Origin of the sequence: Gordonia aquimaris (assembly GCF_026262595.1) — a bacterium.
GTDB classification, from domain to species: Bacteria; Actinomycetota; Actinomycetes; order Mycobacteriales; family Mycobacteriaceae; genus Gordonia; species Gordonia tangerina.
Genome location: NZ_JAPKFM010000007.1, coordinates 15,742 through 33,860, shown reverse-complemented (window position 1 = coordinate 33,860; position 18,119 = coordinate 15,742). Strand labels below are relative to the sequence as shown.

Annotated in this window: 25 protein-coding genes; 12 read left to right on the top strand and 13 right to left on the bottom strand. The window is 65.7% G+C overall.

Annotated features, from left to right (window positions below; all coding sequences use genetic code 11):
• Positions 1–11: 11 nt before the first annotated feature.
• From OSB52_RS09065 to OSB52_RS09050, 4 genes are all read right to left on the bottom strand, one after another.
• Complete coding sequence (locus OSB52_RS09065) at positions 12–1,082, bottom strand: NAD-dependent epimerase/dehydratase family protein (RefSeq protein ID WP_266061380.1); 1,071 nt, start codon at positions 1,080–1,082, stop codon at positions 12–14.
• A 67-nt stretch (positions 1,083–1,149) separates the two neighbouring features.
• Positions 1,150–1,425 carry a YrhK family protein gene (locus OSB52_RS09060; RefSeq protein ID WP_266061378.1) on the bottom strand — a complete coding sequence of 92 codons (276 nt, stop codon included), beginning with the start codon at positions 1,423–1,425 and terminating at the stop codon, positions 1,150–1,152.
• A gap of 2 nt (positions 1,426–1,427) precedes the next feature.
• A complete protein-coding gene (locus tag OSB52_RS09055) occupies positions 1,428–1,760 on the bottom strand; it encodes a hypothetical protein (RefSeq protein WP_266061377.1) in 333 nt (110 codons plus the stop codon).
• A gap of 78 nt (positions 1,761–1,838) precedes the next feature.
• Positions 1,839–3,509: a cation:proton antiporter gene (locus OSB52_RS09050; RefSeq protein ID WP_266061376.1), complete on the bottom strand. Its 1,671-nt coding sequence runs from the start codon at positions 3,507–3,509 to the stop codon at positions 1,839–1,841.
• A gap of 140 nt (positions 3,510–3,649) precedes the next feature.
• Here OSB52_RS09050 and OSB52_RS09045 point away from each other — a divergent pair, with 140 nt between their 5' ends.
• The gene (locus tag OSB52_RS09045; RefSeq protein WP_266061374.1) at positions 3,650–4,081 is read left to right on the top strand and encodes a PPOX class F420-dependent oxidoreductase; all 432 of its coding nucleotides are present in this window, start codon (positions 3,650–3,652) and stop codon (positions 4,079–4,081) included.
• Between the two features lie 123 nt (positions 4,082–4,204).
• Positions 4,205–5,785 (top strand): aspartate:alanine exchanger family transporter, encoded by a 1,581-nt coding sequence (locus OSB52_RS09040; protein WP_266061372.1) that lies wholly within the window; start codon positions 4,205–4,207, stop codon positions 5,783–5,785.
• Here OSB52_RS09040 and OSB52_RS09035 read toward each other — a convergent pair.
• Entirely contained in the window at positions 5,754–7,481 is a 1,728-nt protein-coding gene (locus OSB52_RS09035; protein WP_266061371.1) for an alkaline phosphatase D family protein, read from the bottom strand. The genes OSB52_RS09040 and OSB52_RS09035 overlap by 32 nt on opposite strands.
• A 29-nt stretch (positions 7,482–7,510) precedes the next feature.
• Positions 7,511–8,272 (bottom strand): alpha/beta fold hydrolase, encoded by a 762-nt coding sequence (locus OSB52_RS09030; RefSeq protein ID WP_266061370.1) that lies wholly within the window; start codon positions 8,270–8,272, stop codon positions 7,511–7,513.
• A gap of 99 nt (positions 8,273–8,371) precedes the next feature.
• Between OSB52_RS09030 and OSB52_RS09025 the strand changes: the two genes are divergently transcribed.
• Complete coding sequence (locus tag OSB52_RS09025; RefSeq protein WP_266061368.1) at positions 8,372–8,908, top strand: putative immunity protein; 537 nt, start codon at positions 8,372–8,374, stop codon at positions 8,906–8,908.
• Between the two features lie 230 nt (positions 8,909–9,138).
• On the opposite strand, the gene OSB52_RS09020 is transcribed toward OSB52_RS09025, so the two are convergent.
• Together OSB52_RS09020 and OSB52_RS09015 are read right to left on the bottom strand one after the other, a co-directional pair.
• On the bottom strand, positions 9,139–10,635 hold the full coding sequence (locus OSB52_RS09020) for a multicopper oxidase family protein (protein WP_266061366.1): 1,497 nt from the start codon (positions 10,633–10,635) through the stop codon (positions 9,139–9,141).
• On the bottom strand, positions 10,632–10,907 hold the full coding sequence (locus OSB52_RS09015; RefSeq protein WP_266061365.1) for an SHOCT domain-containing protein: 276 nt from the start codon (positions 10,905–10,907) through the stop codon (positions 10,632–10,634). Before OSB52_RS09015 ends, OSB52_RS09020 begins: the two co-directional genes overlap by 4 nt.
• Positions 10,908–11,100: 193 nt before the next feature.
• Here OSB52_RS09015 and OSB52_RS09010 point away from each other — a divergent pair, with 193 nt between their 5' ends.
• Positions 11,101–11,565: a nitroreductase/quinone reductase family protein gene (locus OSB52_RS09010; protein WP_266061363.1), complete on the top strand. Its 465-nt coding sequence runs from the start codon at positions 11,101–11,103 to the stop codon at positions 11,563–11,565.
• An 88-nt stretch (positions 11,566–11,653) separates the two neighbouring features.
• Here the strand turns inward: OSB52_RS09010 and OSB52_RS09005 are convergent, their stop codons facing one another.
• On the bottom strand, positions 11,654–11,743 hold the full coding sequence (locus OSB52_RS09005) for a hypothetical protein (RefSeq protein WP_266061361.1): 90 nt from the start codon (positions 11,741–11,743) through the stop codon (positions 11,654–11,656).
• 1 nt (position 11,744) lies between these two features.
• Here OSB52_RS09005 and OSB52_RS09000 point away from each other — a divergent pair, with 1 nt between their 5' ends.
• A complete protein-coding gene (locus OSB52_RS09000) occupies positions 11,745–12,056 on the top strand; it encodes a response regulator transcription factor (RefSeq protein WP_266061360.1) in 312 nt (103 codons plus the stop codon).
• Between the two features lie 8 nt (positions 12,057–12,064).
• Here OSB52_RS09000 and OSB52_RS08995 read toward each other — a convergent pair whose 3' ends face one another.
• Positions 12,065–13,303, bottom strand: a complete 1,239-nt coding sequence (locus tag OSB52_RS08995; RefSeq protein WP_266061359.1) for a wax ester/triacylglycerol synthase domain-containing protein — start codon at positions 13,301–13,303, stop codon at positions 12,065–12,067.
• Between the two features lie 102 nt (positions 13,304–13,405).
• Positions 13,406–13,927, bottom strand: a complete 522-nt coding sequence (locus tag OSB52_RS08990; protein WP_266061358.1) for a DUF421 domain-containing protein — start codon at positions 13,925–13,927, stop codon at positions 13,406–13,408.
• A 168-nt stretch (positions 13,928–14,095) separates the two neighbouring features.
• Between OSB52_RS08990 and OSB52_RS08985 the strand changes: the two genes are divergently transcribed.
• The 4 genes from OSB52_RS08985 (at position 14,096) to OSB52_RS08970 (ending at position 16,424) form a co-directional block, all read left to right on the top strand.
• Entirely contained in the window at positions 14,096–14,758 is a 663-nt protein-coding gene (locus OSB52_RS08985; protein WP_266061356.1) for an LGFP repeat-containing protein, read from the top strand.
• A 178-nt stretch (positions 14,759–14,936) separates the two neighbouring features.
• Positions 14,937–15,614, top strand: coding sequence for a TIGR00266 family protein (locus tag OSB52_RS08980; RefSeq protein WP_160904322.1), 678 nt, complete (start codon positions 14,937–14,939; stop codon positions 15,612–15,614).
• A 275-nt stretch (positions 15,615–15,889) separates the two neighbouring features.
• Complete coding sequence (locus OSB52_RS08975; RefSeq protein WP_160904323.1) at positions 15,890–16,123, top strand: hypothetical protein; 234 nt, start codon at positions 15,890–15,892, stop codon at positions 16,121–16,123.
• Positions 16,113–16,424, top strand: coding sequence for a type II toxin-antitoxin system PemK/MazF family toxin (locus tag OSB52_RS08970; RefSeq protein WP_308203664.1), 312 nt, complete (start codon positions 16,113–16,115; stop codon positions 16,422–16,424). Before OSB52_RS08975 ends, OSB52_RS08970 begins: the two co-directional genes overlap by 11 nt.
• Before the next feature lie 74 nt (positions 16,425–16,498).
• Here OSB52_RS08970 and OSB52_RS08965 read toward each other — a convergent pair whose 3' ends face one another.
• Together OSB52_RS08965 and OSB52_RS08960 are read right to left on the bottom strand one after the other, a co-directional pair.
• Positions 16,499–16,927 (bottom strand): type II toxin-antitoxin system VapC family toxin, encoded by a 429-nt coding sequence (locus tag OSB52_RS08965; RefSeq protein WP_266061352.1) that lies wholly within the window; start codon positions 16,925–16,927, stop codon positions 16,499–16,501.
• Positions 16,920–17,186: a type II toxin-antitoxin system Phd/YefM family antitoxin gene (locus tag OSB52_RS08960; protein ID WP_266061350.1), complete on the bottom strand. Its 267-nt coding sequence runs from the start codon at positions 17,184–17,186 to the stop codon at positions 16,920–16,922. The genes OSB52_RS08965 and OSB52_RS08960 overlap by 8 nt, the downstream gene beginning before the upstream one ends.
• On the opposite strand from OSB52_RS08960, the gene OSB52_RS24985 reads away from it, so the two are divergent.
• The 3 genes from OSB52_RS24985 to OSB52_RS08950 are packed head-to-tail and all read left to right on the top strand — an operon-like array spanning position 17,128 to position 17,974.
• Positions 17,128–17,445, top strand: coding sequence for an antitoxin MazE-like protein (locus tag OSB52_RS24985; protein ID WP_308203663.1), 318 nt, complete (start codon positions 17,128–17,130; stop codon positions 17,443–17,445). The two genes, OSB52_RS08960 and OSB52_RS24985, sit on opposite strands and share 59 nt — an antisense overlap.
• Positions 17,436–17,645, top strand: coding sequence for an antitoxin MazE-like protein (locus OSB52_RS08955; RefSeq protein WP_266061348.1), 210 nt, complete (start codon positions 17,436–17,438; stop codon positions 17,643–17,645). Before OSB52_RS24985 ends, OSB52_RS08955 begins: the two co-directional genes overlap by 10 nt.
• Positions 17,642–17,974, top strand: coding sequence for a type II toxin-antitoxin system PemK/MazF family toxin (locus OSB52_RS08950; RefSeq protein WP_266061347.1), 333 nt, complete (start codon positions 17,642–17,644; stop codon positions 17,972–17,974). Before OSB52_RS08955 ends, OSB52_RS08950 begins: the two co-directional genes overlap by 4 nt.
• Positions 17,975–18,119 lie beyond the last annotated feature (145 nt).

Sequence of the window (18,119 nt, the reverse complement as noted above, 5' to 3'; positions counted from 1 at the left end):
TCGTCTGGTGTTCAACTGTCGTGCCCGCCGACGCCGGTGCGGAGCTCGTCGGCGCGACCGGCTACGGAGTCCGGCGCCAGCGGCGCTGTGTGGGTTCCGGCGCCCGACTGTAGGCCGGCGAAGAACTCGTCGAGTGCTTCCGTCGGTGGGCGCGGAGCCCAGGACAGCTCGGCACGAGCACGCGCGCTGTCGAGCAGCGGCAGATGCATGACCGTGTCGAACAACCCGGGTGTCGCCGGGACGAGACGCGCGCGCCACGCAGCGCCCAGGCCGGCCTTGACCAGTCGGGAGGACACCGGAATTGTGCGCGCATCGCAGTAGTCGGCGAGAAATGCGGAGTCCACGGCAGGCTCCGAGCCGAGGTTGAATGCGCCGTGTACCGGTCTTGTGGCCGCAGCGGCGTACGCGGCGCCGACGTCGTCGGTGTGCACCACCTGCACACTCAATCCGTCGATCTGCGGCACCCAAGGTAGTTTCGTCGGAACGGCCAATCGACCGGGCACGAATGGTCCGCCGAACAGTCGGCGCTGTGAGGTCGCGGAGTTGCGTTTGAAGATGAACGCCGGCCGCATTCGCACCACCCGCGTATCTGGGTGGGATGCCTCGAAACCGTCCAGCCAGCGCTCTACATATGCCTTCTCCCGCGGGTAGGCCGCCGCCCCCCAACCATCGGTGGGCCAGCTCTCGTCGACAGCCCGGTGGGGGTCGGCCTGCGAATAAGCGGCTACCGAAGATGCGTACACGATTGTCGGCACCCCCTCGGCTGCCGCCGCCTCGAAGACGCGAATCGCGCCGATGACGTTGTTGCGCCACGTCACCTCGGGATGGCGGGTCGGCTGGAACAGCCATGCCAGATGGATGATCACGTCGGCGCCGCGCAACAGCGGGCGCAGATCGTCGGTGCCGATGTCTGCGGTCGATAGGGAGAACTTGGGCGCCGTCCACGTGGCGGGCCGGCGCGCGATGCCGCGAATGGATGCAACTTCGGCACGCTGACCCAATGCGGCGACCACACTCGTGCCGACGTTGCCGGTGGCGCCCACCACCACGACGCGTATACCCGCTGCTTCGTTGCTCGCCATGCACACGAGATACCCGAACCCGGGCGGGCAGAAACGAACCGACCGTCGACCCAGCGTCGGTCTGCGGTCAGTAGTCCTCGCTGGATTCGGGAGAGCGTTGCGGCTGCACCCGGCGTAGGTGTATCCGCCGCGACAACCGAATCGCGGGCCGGATCAGCAACTGCACGCTGCCGAGCAGGAACAGCCACGTCCCGACCGTGCTGGTGGACTCGTCGAAGAACAACACACTGCCGGCGACGAACCAGATGGCGATCAGGATGTCGTTGGCGATGCTGGCCACTTCCCAGCGCTGGCGGATGACCAGTTCGTCGTGGCCAAGAGGGACGGTGATCTTGCTACTCATGGTCAGTTGTCACTCCCGGCGTGCGCTGGGACGCGGGCGCGCGCGAAGTAGCGGCGCAGCGCCACCGCCGAGATGACCGCGCTCGCGCCCGCAGTACCCACGAAGGCCGGATCCGTCAGACGTGCACGTCCCGAATACAACAGACCCGTCGCGGCAGCCGCATTGATCGATGCCCACACCAGGTTGAGTCCCGGAGAGGAATCGCCCACTCCCGGCGGGTCGGCGAATGGCGTCGGAAACGGTTTGCCGGTGATCCCGTGGGCGAGGTGCGGGACCACATTCGCGGCAAGCGCTCCGGCGGCTGCGGCGGTGAGTAGTGCACGAAGGTCGGGCATGGAGCTCCTCACGGTCGGGCTGTCCTCTCGTGCCGACCCTAGCTAGTGTCCCGCGCCCCGGGTGCGTCGATTAGTCGATCACTCATCACGGGGACGGCGGTCGGGGTCGCGCTCGCCGTCGCCACTGATGAGGTGATCGAGGATGTCGGTGGTCGTCTCGGCGGCCATGGAGAAGGGTTCGAGCACGATGTCGGCGCCGGCGGCGCGCAATCGCTCGGCGTCGTGCGGATGATGTGCGGTCATCACCACGTGCCCCGTATAGCCGTGATGGTGCAACGCGTGCAGTAGCGCATGGTTGGCGTCCATCGTGGGGATGGTGCTGATGATGAAGCGGGCCCGAGAGAGCGGAAGTGTCTCCAGGAAGTGCAGATCCGAGGCGCTGCCGTACACCGACGTGACGCCGGGCCGTGTGTTGGAGGCCAGGCGGTGGGGATCGAAATCGACCGCGAGCACTCGATGACCGGCGGCACTGAACTCATCGGCGATGTGACGCCCGAATCGACCGAGCCCGTACAAGATCGCATCGACGTCGAGTTCTGTGTCGTCGGGTGGCAGGTGCCGCCCAGAGGGTCGGTCCAGGATGCCGAGCCACCGTTCGAGATATCGGTAGAGCTGATGGGAGAACAGGATCAGATACGTCGATCCGCCGATGGTGACCAGTGCGACAACGGTGATCACGCTCGACGTGGTGTCGGTGATGTGGCCCAGACCGAGGCCGAGTGCGGCCAGGATCAGTGAGAACTCCGAGATCTGCCCCAGAGGTAGGCCGGTCATGAAGCCCACCTCGGGTGGATAGCGTTGAAATGCCATCAGGATCATGATGATCAGTGGCTTGACGATCAACACGAACAGCGACAGCACCACGATCTCGGCGATGCGTCCGGACGCATCGGCGAAATTCAGGCCCGCCCCGAGATCGAGGAAGAAGAACAGCAGCATGAAATCGCGCAGACTCACCAACCGGGCGCCGAGCGCATCGCGGTAGGGCGTCGCGGCCAGCGACACTCCCGCCAGGAAGGCGCCGACCTCGGAACTGAAGCCCAGCGCTTCGGTTCCCGCAGCCAGCGCGATCGCGTAGGCGACGCCGAACAGAACGAGCAACTCCTGGGACCGGGCCACCTGATGAAGCAGCCACGGCAACACGAACCGCATCAACAGCGCGATCCCGACGAGCAGCCCGATGCCCTTGGCCAGCACCAGCGCCACGCTCACCATCATGGAGTCGTCGGATTCATGGCCGAATGCGTTGATCGCGATCATCACCACGACGACCACGAGATCCTGCACGATCAGCAGACCGACCGCGATCCGGCCGTGCAGTTGCTCGATCTCCCGATTGTCGGAGAGGAGTTTGACAATGATGATTGTCGACGAAAACGTCAGAGCCAGGGCGACATAGAACGAGGCGACAGCACTCATCCCGAACGCGATCCCCAGCAGGTACCCCAGTGCTCCGGTGATGAGCACCTGCCCGACGCCGGTGATCAGGGCCACCGGACCCGTTGTCCGGATGAGATTCATGTCCAGCCGCAGCCCGACGAGGAACAGCAAGATCGCGATACCGAGCCGTGCCAACAGGTCGATCGTCTCGTTGGTGGTGACCCAACCGGTACCGGTGGGGCCGACCAGAATGCCGACACCGATGAACGCCACGATCATCGGTTGACGCATCTTGGTCGCGAGCAGGCCGGCCACCGCCGCGATGGCCAGGATGCCGGCGATCAGCACGAAGTCGTGCGGTTCCACCACGCTGCAACTCTTCCGTCGAACCTCTGGTTCTCAACCTAACGCGGCAACCGCGCGTGGCACCCCAAATGCGGCACGACGTACTGCGGCGAACGTGTCGGGGGGACCGGAATGGCCCGACCCGGACGATCGTTGTCCCTGGCATGAGCGAACATGACTTCGACCCTCGCGATCTGATCGCCGAGACCCGTATCGGCATTCTGGCGACCATCAAACGCAGTGGTCTGCCGCAGCTGTCACCGGTGACGTGTGTCTACGACCGAGACGACGACACCATCTATGTCTCGATGACCGAGGGGCGCGCCAAGACCGCGAACCTGCGCCGGGATCCGCGCGCTGCGGTCGAGTTCACCGGACCGGACGGATATACCTGGGCCACGGCGGAGGGTGAGGCGACGTTGATCGGACCAGCCGACACCTCCGAGGCCGCCGAGGTGGACGCTCTCGTCGAGTACTACCGCCTCGGCGCCGGCGAGCATCCGGACTGGGACGAGTACCGAGCGGTGATGGTCGCCGACCGACGGGTCCTGATGGTGCTGAAGGTGTCCCACGTCTATGGAGCCAAGTTGCGTTGAGCGACAACCTGCGCAGACGCGGACCTCGGCGGACGGACAACCGTGACGAATCCCCATGATGTCGCCGATCTGCAGTTAGAGTGACACCCGACAGCACGCGACCTGCCTTCCCCAGGAGATCCGATGCAGTGGTTCGTGGACAGTCCGTTGCTCACCCTGTTCTTCTGCGTCGGTGTCGGTGCACTCATCGGCCGGATTCCTTTCGGGCCCGTATCATTCGGCCCGGCCGGAGCATTGTTCGTGGCGCTGGCGCTGTCGGCCATCGACGAAGACGTCGCGTTGCCACAGATCGTCACGAACCTGTCGCTGTGCGTGTTCTGCTACATGGTCGGCATCGCGGCCGGACCGTCGTTCGTTCGTGCGTTGCGGACCGGGTGGAAACCGGTGCTGGTATCGGTGGTGGCGATCCTCGCGATGGCGGGTACTGCGCTCGGTCTGGGCAAGGCCCTCGGCTTCGACATCGGGACGATCGCCGGCGCCTTCTCTGGGGCGGGCACGGCGACGGCCGCACTCGGTGCGGTGCAGCAGCAACTCGCCGACGGCGGTGACATCCCGCCCCAACCCGCCATCGGATATGCGGTGGCCTATCCGATCACCGTCCTGTTGACCATTCTCGCGTGTGCCTACCTGATCGGGGTCGGCCGGCGTCGGCCCACCGCCGAAGACCAGGAGAAGGTCGCGCCGATCGTGATCCGCACCCTGGAGATCGTCGGGGAGCCCGATCTGACGGTGCACGGGTTGGGCGAACGCTACGACGCGGTCGTGTCGCGGTTGACCCGCGGCGGCCGCACCGTCATCGCACACGATTCCGAGCAGCTGTCGGCCGGAGACCTGCTCACCGTCACAGCTCGCGAGGACGTCGTCGACGGCTTGGTGGCGGACCTCGGTCGTGAGAGCGGTGACGAATTCTGGCGCGATCGCTCCGACATCGACTTCCGTCGCATCATCATGTCGAACCGCACCCACGCGGGCCGGCAGTTGCACGAGCTGCGACTCGAGGAACGTTTCGACGCCGTTGTGAGCCGGGTGCGCCGCGGCGACGTGGATCTGATCGCCACTCCCGATCTGGTGCTGCAGACCGGGGATCGGCTGCGCGTGACCGCACCAAGGGACCGCCTGCGTGACGTCGCCGACGATCTCGGGGATTCCGAACGGACCGCCGGCGACATCAACCCCATCGGTCTCGGACTCGGGCTGACGATCGGACTGATGCTGGCGTTTGTGGAGATCCCGATGCCCGGCGGTGGGACGTTGGTGCTCGGTACCGCGACCGCCCCGCTGATCGCGGGCGTCGTGCTCGGGGCGCTGGGCCGGACCGGCCCGATCGTCTGGACGTTGCCGGGCAACGTGTCCAACACGCTCAACCAGTTCACCCTGATGGTCTTCTTGGTGGCGGTCGGTACCGGTGCCGGTTCAGGGCTCGTGGACGCGCTCGCCGACGACGGGCTGCAACTTGTCCTGCTCGGCGTGGCCATCTCGGCGGCACATGCGCTGATCTGTGTGTTCGCTCTGCGTTCGTTGCTGCAGTACGGAACCGCCCGCGCACTCGGCGGCCTCACCGGTTCACAACTCAACCCGGCGCCGTATGCGTACGCGATGGGCAAGGTCCCCGACCAGCGGGTCGCGCTGGGTTACGCGGTGCTGTTCCCGGTCAGCATGATCATCAAGGTGTTCATCGCCCAGTTGATGGTGGTGTACTTGTGAGGCTCTTCTCATCGGCCGCCGGCACGAGTGCGTCGGATGACGCGTGGACCGGGCCGGGCGAGCGCTGCTCCTGCGACGTGGTCAGCGGGATATCCGACACCGTGGACAGTTCGCAGTCGTCGCCGGGTTGCTCGAAGATCGCGCGTGCCGAGCGGCCGGACGACTCGACGGTGGCGATGGTGTTGCCGAAGATGGGGCCGTTCACCTTCGACCAGGTCATCGGCAACGCGGGCGCGCCCCGGTGGCGTGCCCACCGTCTCGTCAGCCGGGCCACCCTCGATGACCAGCCGGCGATGAACATCGGTCTGACGAAGGCGGGCACCATGTTGTGCACCGGCGAGCACACGAGTTGGTACACGTCGGAATGCACAGCGGCGCGAAAGTCGACGCGCGCCGCGTAGCTGTGGTGGACATCGCCGGACAGGACGGTGATGGTTGCCGGTGCATGCGCCGGCCGGGCGGCGAGGTCGCCGATCAATGCGGTCAGCCGCTCGAACGAGCGACCGAACGCCTGCCAGTGTTCCAGATCGGCTGCCTGCCGGATCTTCTCGGCGATCCGTCCCCGAATGCCCGGGTGCGCTGCCGCGATCTCGTTCACCGTCTCCGCGTCGCCGAGTACCGGAGGCAGCAGCCACGGCAGCGACGAGCCGATCATCAGATGATCGACGTCGTCGGGTCGGTCGTTCATCTGCTCGGCCAGCCAGTCGAACTCGTTGTCGCTGAGCATGTTACGGGTGCCATCGGTGAACACTCGGCCGTTGCGGGAATCGATCATGATGAGACGTGCACGACCCAGATCCCAGCGGAAACTGAACCGCAGGCCCTTGCGCCCGTCGACCTCGGTGTCGGCGCGATCGGCGAGATCAACCAGCTGGGTCCAGCAATCACCCTCGGCGGCGAGTACCGATTGGTATTCCGGGTCCGCGGCAAGGGACGCCGGACTGAGATTGCCGATGTGCTGATACACCCAGTACGAGGCGAGGCCCGCGCGGATCCGCTCTCGCCACCACGGTTCGCGGTTGATCTGTTCCCGCCACGCCGCCGATGTGTTCCAGTCATCGCGGATGTCGTGGTCGTCGAAGATCATCGCGGTCGGCACCGTGGAAAGAATCCACCGGATCTCGGGATCGCCCCAGGTGTGACGGTAGAGGCTGGCGTACTCGTCGAATGTGACCACCTCGTCCTCGGGATGGTCGGTGGCGCGCCGTCTGCCGGCGAGGTTGCGCCGTGCGTGTGGGGTGAGCTCGTCGGCGTACACCTGGTCACCCAGCAGGAGCAGCGCGTCCGGCCAGAGTTCGTGCGACAGTCCGGCGAGGCGCGCCGCGTAGGAGTCGAGTGCGTCGACGCCCAGTTTCGCGTCCAGGTCCGGGTCGTCGGTTCGCGGGAACCGGCAGGAACCGAACACGACACGCTTGCGGGTCGCCGAACGCGGACCGCGCGTACGGATGACGCTCGGCGGGAACGGCGAGTCGTCTGCCGGCCACTGCACCGCACCGTCGACGGTGACCTCATAGGGCGTGGTGGAATCCGGAGCGAGACCGTCGACGACGACCAGGGCGAAGTGGTGGCCGTGCACCTCGAAGGTTCGGGCTCGGTACCCGAGTATCTCCACGTCACCTGGATGTTCGGTCTGAACCCACACGGCTGCCGTCGTCTCCCCGACGTGTCGGAGGACCGGTCCGAGAACAAGCGCCATCGGACCAGCCTAGGTGGAGTTTCTGTGAACTAGCCCGGCTCGTAGTCGAGGAACCTGCGGATCAACGTCAGGCATGACTCGGTCAGGGCCCGGTCCACGGGCCCGGAGTCGGTGCTGCCGAGGTAGTCGCCGTGTCCGGCGGGCACGATCAGTGCTCGACCGCCGGGCGTCGCATGCGCCATGCGGATCGTGTGCTGGGGGAGCACCACATCCTGATCGCCGCTCACGTAGAGCACGGGTCCGCGCAGGCCGGCGAGCTCGACGTCGTCCCAGTCCCGAAACCCGCGCATGACGGCGACGTCGAGGTCGAACATGCGGCGCAGATCGGCGGGATCCGGGTTGATGGCCCGATAGGCGTCGACCAGCGCGCCGGGCATGGAGTCGATCGTAGGGTCGTCGAAACCGTCCCAGAAGCCGTCGATGAACCCATCGCGGCGATAGAAGCCGGAGGCCACCACGGTGCGGTTGACCAAGTCGGCGTGCCGCTGGACGAATCGCAAAACCGTGGGACCGCCGTTGCTGAAGCCCATGATGTCGACAGGGGAGAGGCCGAGCGAACGCACCACCGCAGCGATGTCGTCTGCCGAATTCTCGAAACTGTACTCGCGGGACGCATGTGGCGTGTGGCCGTGACCCTGTAGTTCGACGCCGACCACGAGGCGATCGGTGGACAGGTGTGGGATCGCTGCGCCCCAGTGCGATCCGATCGTGCCTGCTCCACCGTGTACGAGGACGAGCGGCGTACGCGAGCCGCGCATGCCATGGGTCTCGTGGTGCAGCTCGACAATCATTGGTCCTCCGTGGGCTCGCTTGTGGACGTTCTGGTCTGGTGGACTCCACACATGCGCGGAAATCATTGGTGTCCGATGCAGCGGGTCGACAATGAGTCCATGATCCTGTCGACGCGGCGCGATCCTCGGTTGATCACCATCCGCCGGGGCGGGATGCTCACCGACCGCGACCATCACCTGCTGGCTCGGTGGGCCGCCGACTGTGCCGACCACGTCCTGTATCTGTCCGAGGACGTACACCCAGAAGATCTGCGGCCACGGTCTGCCATCGCCGCGATTCGGGCGTGGGCCCGTGGCGAGGTCCGGATGTCGGATGCCCGGGCAGCCGGTGGACACGCAATGGCGGCTGCCAGGACTCTCGATGGGCCGGCCCGGCATGCCGCGTTCGCAGCGGGACAGGCCGGCGTGGTGGCGCACGTCGCCGCCCATGAGTTGGGTGCGGCGGCCTACGCCATCAAGGCAGTGCGGGCGGCAGCACCGGCCGGGCGGGTGGAGGAGGCCGGGCGGGCAGAGTGCACCTGGCAACGGAGTCGACTTCCCGCAACGATTCGCGATCTGGTGCTCGACGACCAGCGTCGCCGCAACGAGATCTGCTGGTCGGTGTTCGACGAGCACGAAACCTGGTCCTCGCGATGAGATACGTCGGGCGAGAGGGTATCCCGGTGCAGGATCGCCGGCGGCATGGCCGTGCGTGCCCACGACGTGGATGTGCTGAGCGGGATCTCGCCGAAGCCATGATGAACATACGGTCCGTGTCCCAGATGGCACCTCAGCGGCCCGCCGGACCTACACTCGAAGTGGTGGGCCGCTGGAGTGCCATCTGCGACACGCCCTCCTGAAGATCTCGACGCGCCCGCGCTCGAGGTCTAACTCGACGCCATCCGGATGACGCCCATCATCCCGAGATCCTCGTGGTCGAGGATGTGGCAGTGATACACCGTTCTCCCGGGGAACCGGTCGAACGCGATGCGGACAGTGATCGACTGCCGCGCGGGTACGTCGATGACGTCACGGACGTCGACGTCGGCGACGTCCACAGTGCCCTTCCGGATCAGTTGCATCGGCCAGATGTGAAGGTGGAAAGGATGATTCATAGGCGACTGGTTGGCGATGGTCCATTCCTCGACGGTGCCCGGTCGCACGGTCTGGTTGATCCGGTCGGGATCGAACGCGCGCCCGTCGATCAGGAACTGGCCGCCCATGCCCCCGTTTCCCATGCCCCCGTTTCCCATACCCCCGCCACCCGCCATGCCGCCGGCCATGCTGAACGTCAGGGTCCGAGTGGTGTCGGCCCGACGATCCCGCAGATCGGTGGCGGTCACAGGGGACGGATCGGCGATCACCGACCGCTGCGCTCGGGCGTCCGGGTTCAGCGACAGCACGGTCTCCTCGGGAGAGACCGTGGACTGCCCGCCCATCATGCCCATACCCATCTGGCCGCGATCGTAGGTGGCCGAGACCAGGTCGGCCGGTGCGGTCGGGACGGTGACGACCAGATCTGCCCGATTGCCCGGTGCGAGGAGCAGTCGATCCGCGGTGGTCGGTGCGGACAGGCGTGCGCTATCGAGGCCACGAAGCCGGGCGTTCAACCCGCCGAGCTGTAGGTCGAGGTAGCGACTCGAGCACGCGTTGATCAGCAGCAGCCGCTCATCGCTGCCGGCGGGTGCGTGCAGCGCCGGGCGGATCCGTCCGTTGGTCAGCAGCGTTTCGCCGGTCCGTCCGGCCCTGCGCTCCATCGGCGTGACGGCGGCGACCTGTCCGTCGCGGTAGGTCACATCCGAGATGACGACCACTCGAGGTGCACCTGCGGTCCAGTCCTCCTCGTCGACGATGATGGCGCCGTAGAGTCCGGCGAACAGCTGGTCGGCCACCGTGCCGTGATGGTGCGGGTGATACCAGCAGACCCCCGACGGGTGATCGTCGGGGAGGACGATCTCGTAGTCGAAGGTGTCGCCGGGACCGATGCGGATGAACGGGTTGTCACTGTTGCCGTCCGCGGAGACCATCAGCCCGTGGGTGTGCAGGTTGGTGGGTTGGTCGAGGTCGTTGCGGAGGTGCACGAGCAGCCGATCACCCGGCCGAAGATGCAGCGTGGGGCCCGGGACGGTTCCGTTGTAGGTCAGCATCCGGACGGTCGTCCCGCCGACTGTCACGTCGGACTCGGCGAGGGTGAGATCGAGCTCGAGGACGCCGTTCTCCGAGGTGAGGACCTGCGGTTCGGCCCATGCGGCGGACGAACCGTCGGAGTCCGTCGGCGACGACGATCGCGTGCCGACGATCAGTCCGGTGGCCCCCGCCGCGACCGCGCCGAGACCGAGCGCCCCCAGGGTCAGCGCCTGCCGTCGGGAGATCGGTTCGCTCATCGGTCCTCGATGACGCGCAGTCGCGCGTGGAACTCGTCGGTGTCGATTTCACCGCGCGCGTAACGCTCTTCGAGGATCTTACGTGGCGATTCTGCGGTGCCGACTCCCGATGGGCGGTCCGTGGGCGGGTGGTCGGGCACGTGGGACGGGGGCGTGCCGCGCCGAGCCAGTCGGACCGCCACATAGACGAGCAACCCCAGACCGATCAGGATCAGCAACATCCACAGCCATCCCATCCCGAAGCCCATACCGCCGGAACTTCCGCCCATCATCAGTGGTGTATCTCCTTCCGGGCGTGCACCCGCGTTCGATGACATCGTCGTCGGTTCATTCCACCCTATACCCGGAGGGGTATAGGGTGGAATGTGCATCGGTAGTCGAGGCTGTGCTGCCCGCCGGAAACGGGGCGAGACAAGATGACCTACGCCTCTCGTAGGGGACCCGCCGGGCGAGTGAGATGAGGGTATGGCCGTGCACATGTTGTCGGAGGAACGCAAGACCCGGATCGAGCATGCGCTCGACACCAAGTCGGTGGCTGTCGGAGTGTGGCTGTACCGACGAACTCGCGGTCGGATCACCTCCCTGTGGCGACGCCGGGCGATCGTGCTCACCACCACCGGCCGCCGGTCGGGTCGCGATCGCACTGTTCTGGTCCAGGTCTTCGAGGACGGCGCGGAAATGTTCGTCGTGGCTGCCAACAGCGGGATGGACAGGCCGCCGGGGTGGTACCACAATGTGCGCGCACACCCAGAACTGATCGGCGAATTGTATGGTCGCCGAATGGAGTTGCGAGCCGACCTCCTCACCGAGGATGAGGCGGTCGACAAGTGGTCGTGGATACTGACCATCGCTGGGGACTATGCCCGCTACGAACATCGACTCGGCCGGGTTCCGCCGATCTTTCGGCTCGTTGCCGATGAGACCAAGTGAGTCTTGAACAGATCACAGGCCAGATGTGGTGGTGCACGGGGAGGCGACCGCAGCCCCGCACCCGGTCTTCGGTCGACCGTCGGGCGCGTCAGCGATCGGCTGTTTGTGGGCCGAACTCATGCGCCACCTCGGTGACGGTGGTGCATGGGAAACCGACGCGCCGCGAATGTTCCCGCACGGTGTCCTCATCGGTGGTCTGGTGGACGCAGTACACCGACAAGATCCGGCGTGATCTACGTCAGGGCGGCATGGCCGCTGTGCCTTCCCGACGCAGATCGACCACCGTGTCGAATGCGGCGGGCCTGACCAATCGTCAGACGGAGGTGCTGACGTTGTTGGGTGAGGGACTCACAAATGCCGAGATGGCCGCGCGTCTCTACCTGTCGGAGAAGACGGTCGATCACCACGTATCGGCGATCCTGGCCCGTCTCGAGGTCACAAACCGACGCGAGGCCGTTCGTCGCGGACGGGAACTGGGCATTCTGGACTGATTCCGATGTCACTGCGCGAGCCGCGCGATGGCGTCGAGTTCCGTCGAGAGGGCGTCGGCCATCGTGTCGGCGGGAATCGCGGCTGCGGTGTGCACACCCCAGGACAGCATTCCGGCGTACGAGGCCGCGACGATGCTGATGCGCACGTTGCCACCGAGCGTCCCGACCGCATGCATGTCGAGAAGGGGCGCACCATCGAAGCTGAGGCGGTGCGCCGGACCCCGTACGTCACTGGTGACCAGACCGATTCGGCGTTGATGCAGGCTGTAGCGAACGAATTGGCGCATCATCCAACGACTGTGCACCGGTGGGAACTCACCTGCGTGACGCGCGTCGGCGATCGCGGGTGCGGCGCCGGTGTGGATCGCACGTATGCGCTCGACACGGTCGTCGATGCGCAGCGGCAGAGGCACGAGCGCCGAACCGATGGCGTTGCCCTGTCCCTGACGCCGGGCGAGAGCCACCGGGACCGACACCGCCACCGATTCCGGAGGGTTCTCCCCGAGCGACCGCAACGTCGTGCTCACCGCGCCGGCGACGGCGCCCAGCACGCCCTCGTTGACCGTGCCATCGGCGGCGAGCGCCCCGGCACGCAATGCTGACAGCCCGATTTCGCCGAACCGGACCGAATGGGGCCCATCGGTCGTGCCCAGCAGCGAACTCGTCGTGGGCACCCGACTGCCGGTGACGACCTTCCAGAGTTGGCCGAGACCTCGGCGCCGCGCCGCATCATCGCCGATGGTCGGCGGTCGGACAGCGGTGAGAGCGGGATCTGGGTCGGCCAGCGAGGCGAGCATCGCCGCGGCGGCCAGGCCGTCGGCCACGGCATGGTGGATGCGGATGACGACTCCGGCATGCCCAGGGCTGATCCGCGGGACCAGGACTATCTCCCACAGTGGATATGCCCGGTCCAGTCGTACGGCCATGCGTTGTGCGCACAGTCCTTCGAGGCTTGTCGCGGCGACTGCACGGATGTGGCGATCCGGGTCGACGGTGGCGTCGCGCCAGCGCCACACGCGGCCTGTCGTGTCGGCGATCTGGCACAGACGCGGCACTCCCAGTGCGCGGCGGCCCAAGATCTGCCGGGCCCGGGTGAGATCGATACCGCCGTCTGGGTCGACGAATCCGCCTGGACCCCGATGTCCGGCCAGCGCAAACGTGTTGACACGGTCGGCGGAGTCGAACACCAGGTTGGCGACATCGGCCGGGCCGATCACGGCGTCACCGGGTGGACGTATCTCACTCACGTCTCGATTGTTCCCGACCCGGGTGATTGTCACGGCCGGAACGCGACGAATCAGCGTGCAGGAGAGGTGAAGAAGAGCCACAGCTGTGTCGCACGTGGTCGATCAGATGGACTCGTCGGGTCTGTCCACATCCTCGAGCGCCGAGCCGTCGCCGAGTTTTCCGGTCGCGACGACGCTGATGCTGCCATCGGTTTCGAGGACGACGGCGGCGACCGCGTCCACATCGCCGACTCCTGCCGCGCGGATCGCCTGGTGCACCTCGGCGACGGCGACACGTTGTCGGGCGAGCGCACCGGCGAGGACGACGCCGTTGTCGACCAGCAAGGTCGGCCGTGCGGTCACCGCCGAACGTACGCCGGGCCGCCGCGTCGTGACCCATGCGACCACGTACTGCAGGGCGGCGAGAACTGCCAGGGCGACGACACCTTCGGCGAACGACACGTCCGAACTGAGCAGGATGGTGGCCAGCGTGGAACCCAACGCCACTGTCACCACGAGATCGAAGGCATTGAGTTTGGCCAACGTGCGTTTGCCGGAGATGCGCAGGGTCACGACCAGCGTCGCATAAGCCGCGGTGCCCACGGCGAGTACCCGGATGATGTCAGACCACGAATCGAACCACATGAGCCCTACGTACCCGCTCGCCCGACCGGTGACACCGATGCGGCGAGACCCGTGCCACGAGGGCTCATGTGCGTCGTCATGCCGATAGGGTCGAACAGGATTCCCGGTTCGACCGCGCGTGATCGGCCGTGTTGGATCGGCAATGTGTCGAAGATTCGAGAGGAATACATGAGGCAGATCGCTTCCCGTCGCACCACATTCGTTGCCGGACTGTCCGCGGTCACGTTGATCGCGGCCGCATGCGGTAGCGACGAGTCGACAGACGACGCCACATCGCAGGCCCCGTCGGTCGCGGCATCGTCGTCGATGGCAGTACCCAGCGAGGAGACCACAACCGAGGAGGTTGTCGAGACGACAGCCGAGGCCGCTGGCGCCGACGTGACGATCATGGGGGAGCGCGACGTCGAAGTGACGCTGACAGGTCCGCTGGCCGTCAAGTACGCGTCGGCGACCGACGCTCAGAAAGACGCCCTCGGCAAGCCGCTGACCGGCGATCACAACGCCGGAACCCGCGAGAGCGGCGTGGTGTTCCAGCAGTTCCAGGGTGGCGTGATCATCGCGAAGAACGACGATCCCGGGACGCCGGCGTATGTGGTCACGTCGGGTGGGATCCGCGATGCCTGGAACACCGAGCGTGCCCCAGACGGCACCCCATCGCTCACCGGCAAGAACGGCTCGCCCGGGCCGCTGGGAGTGCCCACCAGTGACCTGACCACCGACGGTGACATGGAGGTGGTGATCTTCGAGTACGGCAAGGTCACCGAGAACACCACGACCGGCGAGGTCACCGTGACCGTCAACGGCAAGGTCGTGCCATCGGGGCTGAATTAGCCAGACTTTCGCGAGGAACTGAGGCAGTTGGACAGGCGGAGGACTCTCGTCGGCCCTGCGCCTCAGGCGGTCCGAATCTTCGCGGCCACTGTGTTCCTCGGTGCGGTGATTGGTGATTGTGGTTACAGTTGGATGCCCCCGACGGGCTCATAGACCGCGCGACGCCGAGGAGTACATCATGGATGTTGACATCAGTGCCGGACCCGCCTTCGCCATGGGCACGATCACCGTTCCGCCGGGTGGATCGGTTCGGGTCGAGGCCGGCGCGATGGCGATGACCCGCGGTGACATTCAGATCGAGACCTCCACCCGCGGTGGCTTTTTCAAGGGTCTGCGGCGCAGCCTCGGCGGGGAGAGCTTCTTTGTCAACGACTTTCACTCCGGGTCCGGAGGGCAAGTGGGTGTCGCCGCGACCCTGCCCGGCGACATGACCTCGCTCATGCTCGATGGAAGGACGGCGCTGCTGGTGCAGTCCGGGTCCTGGATAGCGTCGGATCCCAGTATCGACGTCGATTCGAAATGGGGCGGACACAAGTCGTTCTTCAGCGGTGAAGGGCTCATCCTGCTCCGCTGCACCGGTGCGGGCGGGCTGCTGTTGTCGTCCTACGGCGCGATCGTCGCCACCGAGCTCGCCGCCGGCGAGGCGCTGACTCTCGACACCGGCCACGTGGTGGCCTTCGACGAGTCGGTGCAGTACAAGGTCCGCAAGGCCGGAAGCTGGAAATCGACCCTGCTGGGTGGCGAGGGACTGGTCACCGACTTCGTGGGCCCCGGGCGCGTGTGGTTGCAGACGCGGTCGAGCAACGACCTGATCGATTGGATCAAGGAGGTCAACCCCCAGCGGTCCAGCTCCTAGTGGTGGTCATTACAGTTCGCGACGTACCAGATGCGGTGCGCGATCCGAGGCGACACCTGAACCCAAATTGGCAGTAGCCGCTCGCGGATATGGCATGCGCCACGCAGACGGCATTCGTATAAGTCGTTCATTCGACGGCACTCGAGGAATTCAGCTGCGGCGCAGCACAATAGCAGGGCATTTTGCAGTTGACCCTGCATATTCGATTGCTGCAAATTCCTCAGGCTTCAACGGGCCCACACCACTTGTCTTACAGATTGTCCTACAATTGGACGATGGCTGACACCATCACATTCCGACCCGATGAAGACACCTCTCGGGCGCTGTCGATCCTGACGGAAGACGGTACGCCCGTATCTGCCGCGGTCCGTGCTGCGCTCATCGACGCAGCAAGGCTCAAGGCTGCCAAGTCGCTACGGGAGGAGGCGGAAGCGCTGGCCGGGGACCCGATCGATCGAGCTGAGGTCGCGCAGGTGCTTCGGGACATGGAGGCGCTACGTGCGAGGTGAGGTGTACCGACTTCGCGCTCCCAAGGATGTCCGCGGCCATGAACAGGTAGGCCCCCGCTACGCGGTGGTGGTGCAATCCGAACAGTTGCCGCTTTCGACCTGGCTGGTCGCGCCGACATCGACGTCGGCGCGTGCCGCGACATTCAGGCCTGAAGTAGAGGTCGCAGGTCGGACAACGAGGGTCCTGGCTGAGCAGGTTGCGGCGGTTGATCCTGGGCGACTCGGAGGCAGTGTGGGCTACCTGACTCATGAAGAGTTGCGGCGCGTCGACGCTGCGCTCCGGGTGGTTCTCGAGTTGTAGATGGCTGACAAACTCACCGCGGTGCGTCGGTTTCTCTGGCCCCTGCCGATTAGAGACTCGAGCCGAGGTCAGTCTCAGGGGCGACTCACGGGTATGACGCGAACGATGTCGTCCAAGCCTTCGAAGTCGTTGGGGTTGGTGGTGTAGAGGGGGAGCCTGGCTGCGGACGAAACAGATGCGATCATGAGGTCCGCTACTCGTCTCCGCGGCGTTCTTCCGCGAGCTTGGACCGCGGCGCTGATGCGGCCGAATGCGCGAGCAGCATCGGCGCCGAACGGTAAGGGGTCGAACTCGTTCTCGACGCGCTGGAGAACATCGGCGCGGCGTGCGCGTTCGTCGGAGGCCTGTGGGTCGTCGCCAGTTACCAGGTGTACGCCAGCGGAGAGCTCAGCCAAGGTGATCGCACTAATTGCCATCTCGTCCGGCAGTTCGGCAGGCTCGATTGCATGGCGAAGAATCAAGATGTTGGTGTCGAGTAGTCCCCGCCGTACTTCGTCAGGCATACGGGTCGCTCAACGTTCCGTCGTATACGCGGTCCTGATCAGATCGGAACTTCTCTACATCAATCAATGGAGCCGACACCGAGCCGCGGGCGAACTCTGCGCGGGAAACAAAGCTACGTCGTCGACGTAGGGGGACGAGTTCTCCTATCCCACGGCCGTCGCGGGTAACCGTAAAGGAATCGCCGGACTCCACCGCGTCCATGATCTCTTTGGAACGCATGCGGAGGTCGCGTTGGCTTACTTCGCGCGACGCACTCATGTGCTACAGGATAGCACGGCATGGCACGAGGTACGTGCGAACGCCAGCGTTCGCCGCGCAAGCCCACAAGCAGTCGGTTCTCGTGGCAGAGGCCGACGCGGACGGGGATGAGCAGGATCTGGTCGAGGCTGTCGCCGCGCCTTGGGGCGACGAGGCGTGCTTCGCGGCGAGATCTGGACTGTGGCGGGTGGTATGTATGCGCCCAAGCACAGCCTGGCCACTCCGTGGCGTTACATGTAACATTGGGCCATGGCAGTGAGGGACAGGGTGCGTGAGTATCGCCGCCGGATGCGTGAGCGCGGTTTGCGACCGTTGCAGGTCTGGGTTCCCGACGTACGTACGCCGGAGTTTGCCGCGCAAGCCCACACGCAGTCAGTTCTCGTCGCTCAGGCCGATGCCGATGGGGCCGAGCAGGAATTCGTCGAGGCTATTGCGGCACCCTGGGACGACGAGGCGTGATTCGCGGCGAGATCTGGACCGTGGCGGGTGGCGTGTATGCATCCAAGCCGCGGCCTGCTGTCATCGCCCAGGACGACCTCTTCGATTCAACGCTGTCGGTGGTGGTTGCGCCGATGACGAGCCAGCTCATCGAGGCGCCATTGTTGCGGATTCGTATCCCAGGAGACCGGGATACGATCTCGGGCCTCGATCGGGACAGCGACGTGATGATTGACAAGCTGACCGCGGTCCGGCGGTCGAATGTACTGACGCGTGTTGGCCGTCTGACATCCGAGCAGCTCGTGGAAGTCGAACGCTCGTTGATGGCGTTCCTGGGACTCGCCCGATGATGACGTGTAGGCAAATAGGGGGCCGGCGGCCGGCGAATCACATAGCCGACGAAAACGACGCACCTGACTAGTGTTGCGGCGCGGCGCAATACGCAGTGGCTTACTTGACAGAATGTATCTTATCGGCGCGAATACCTATCGAGTT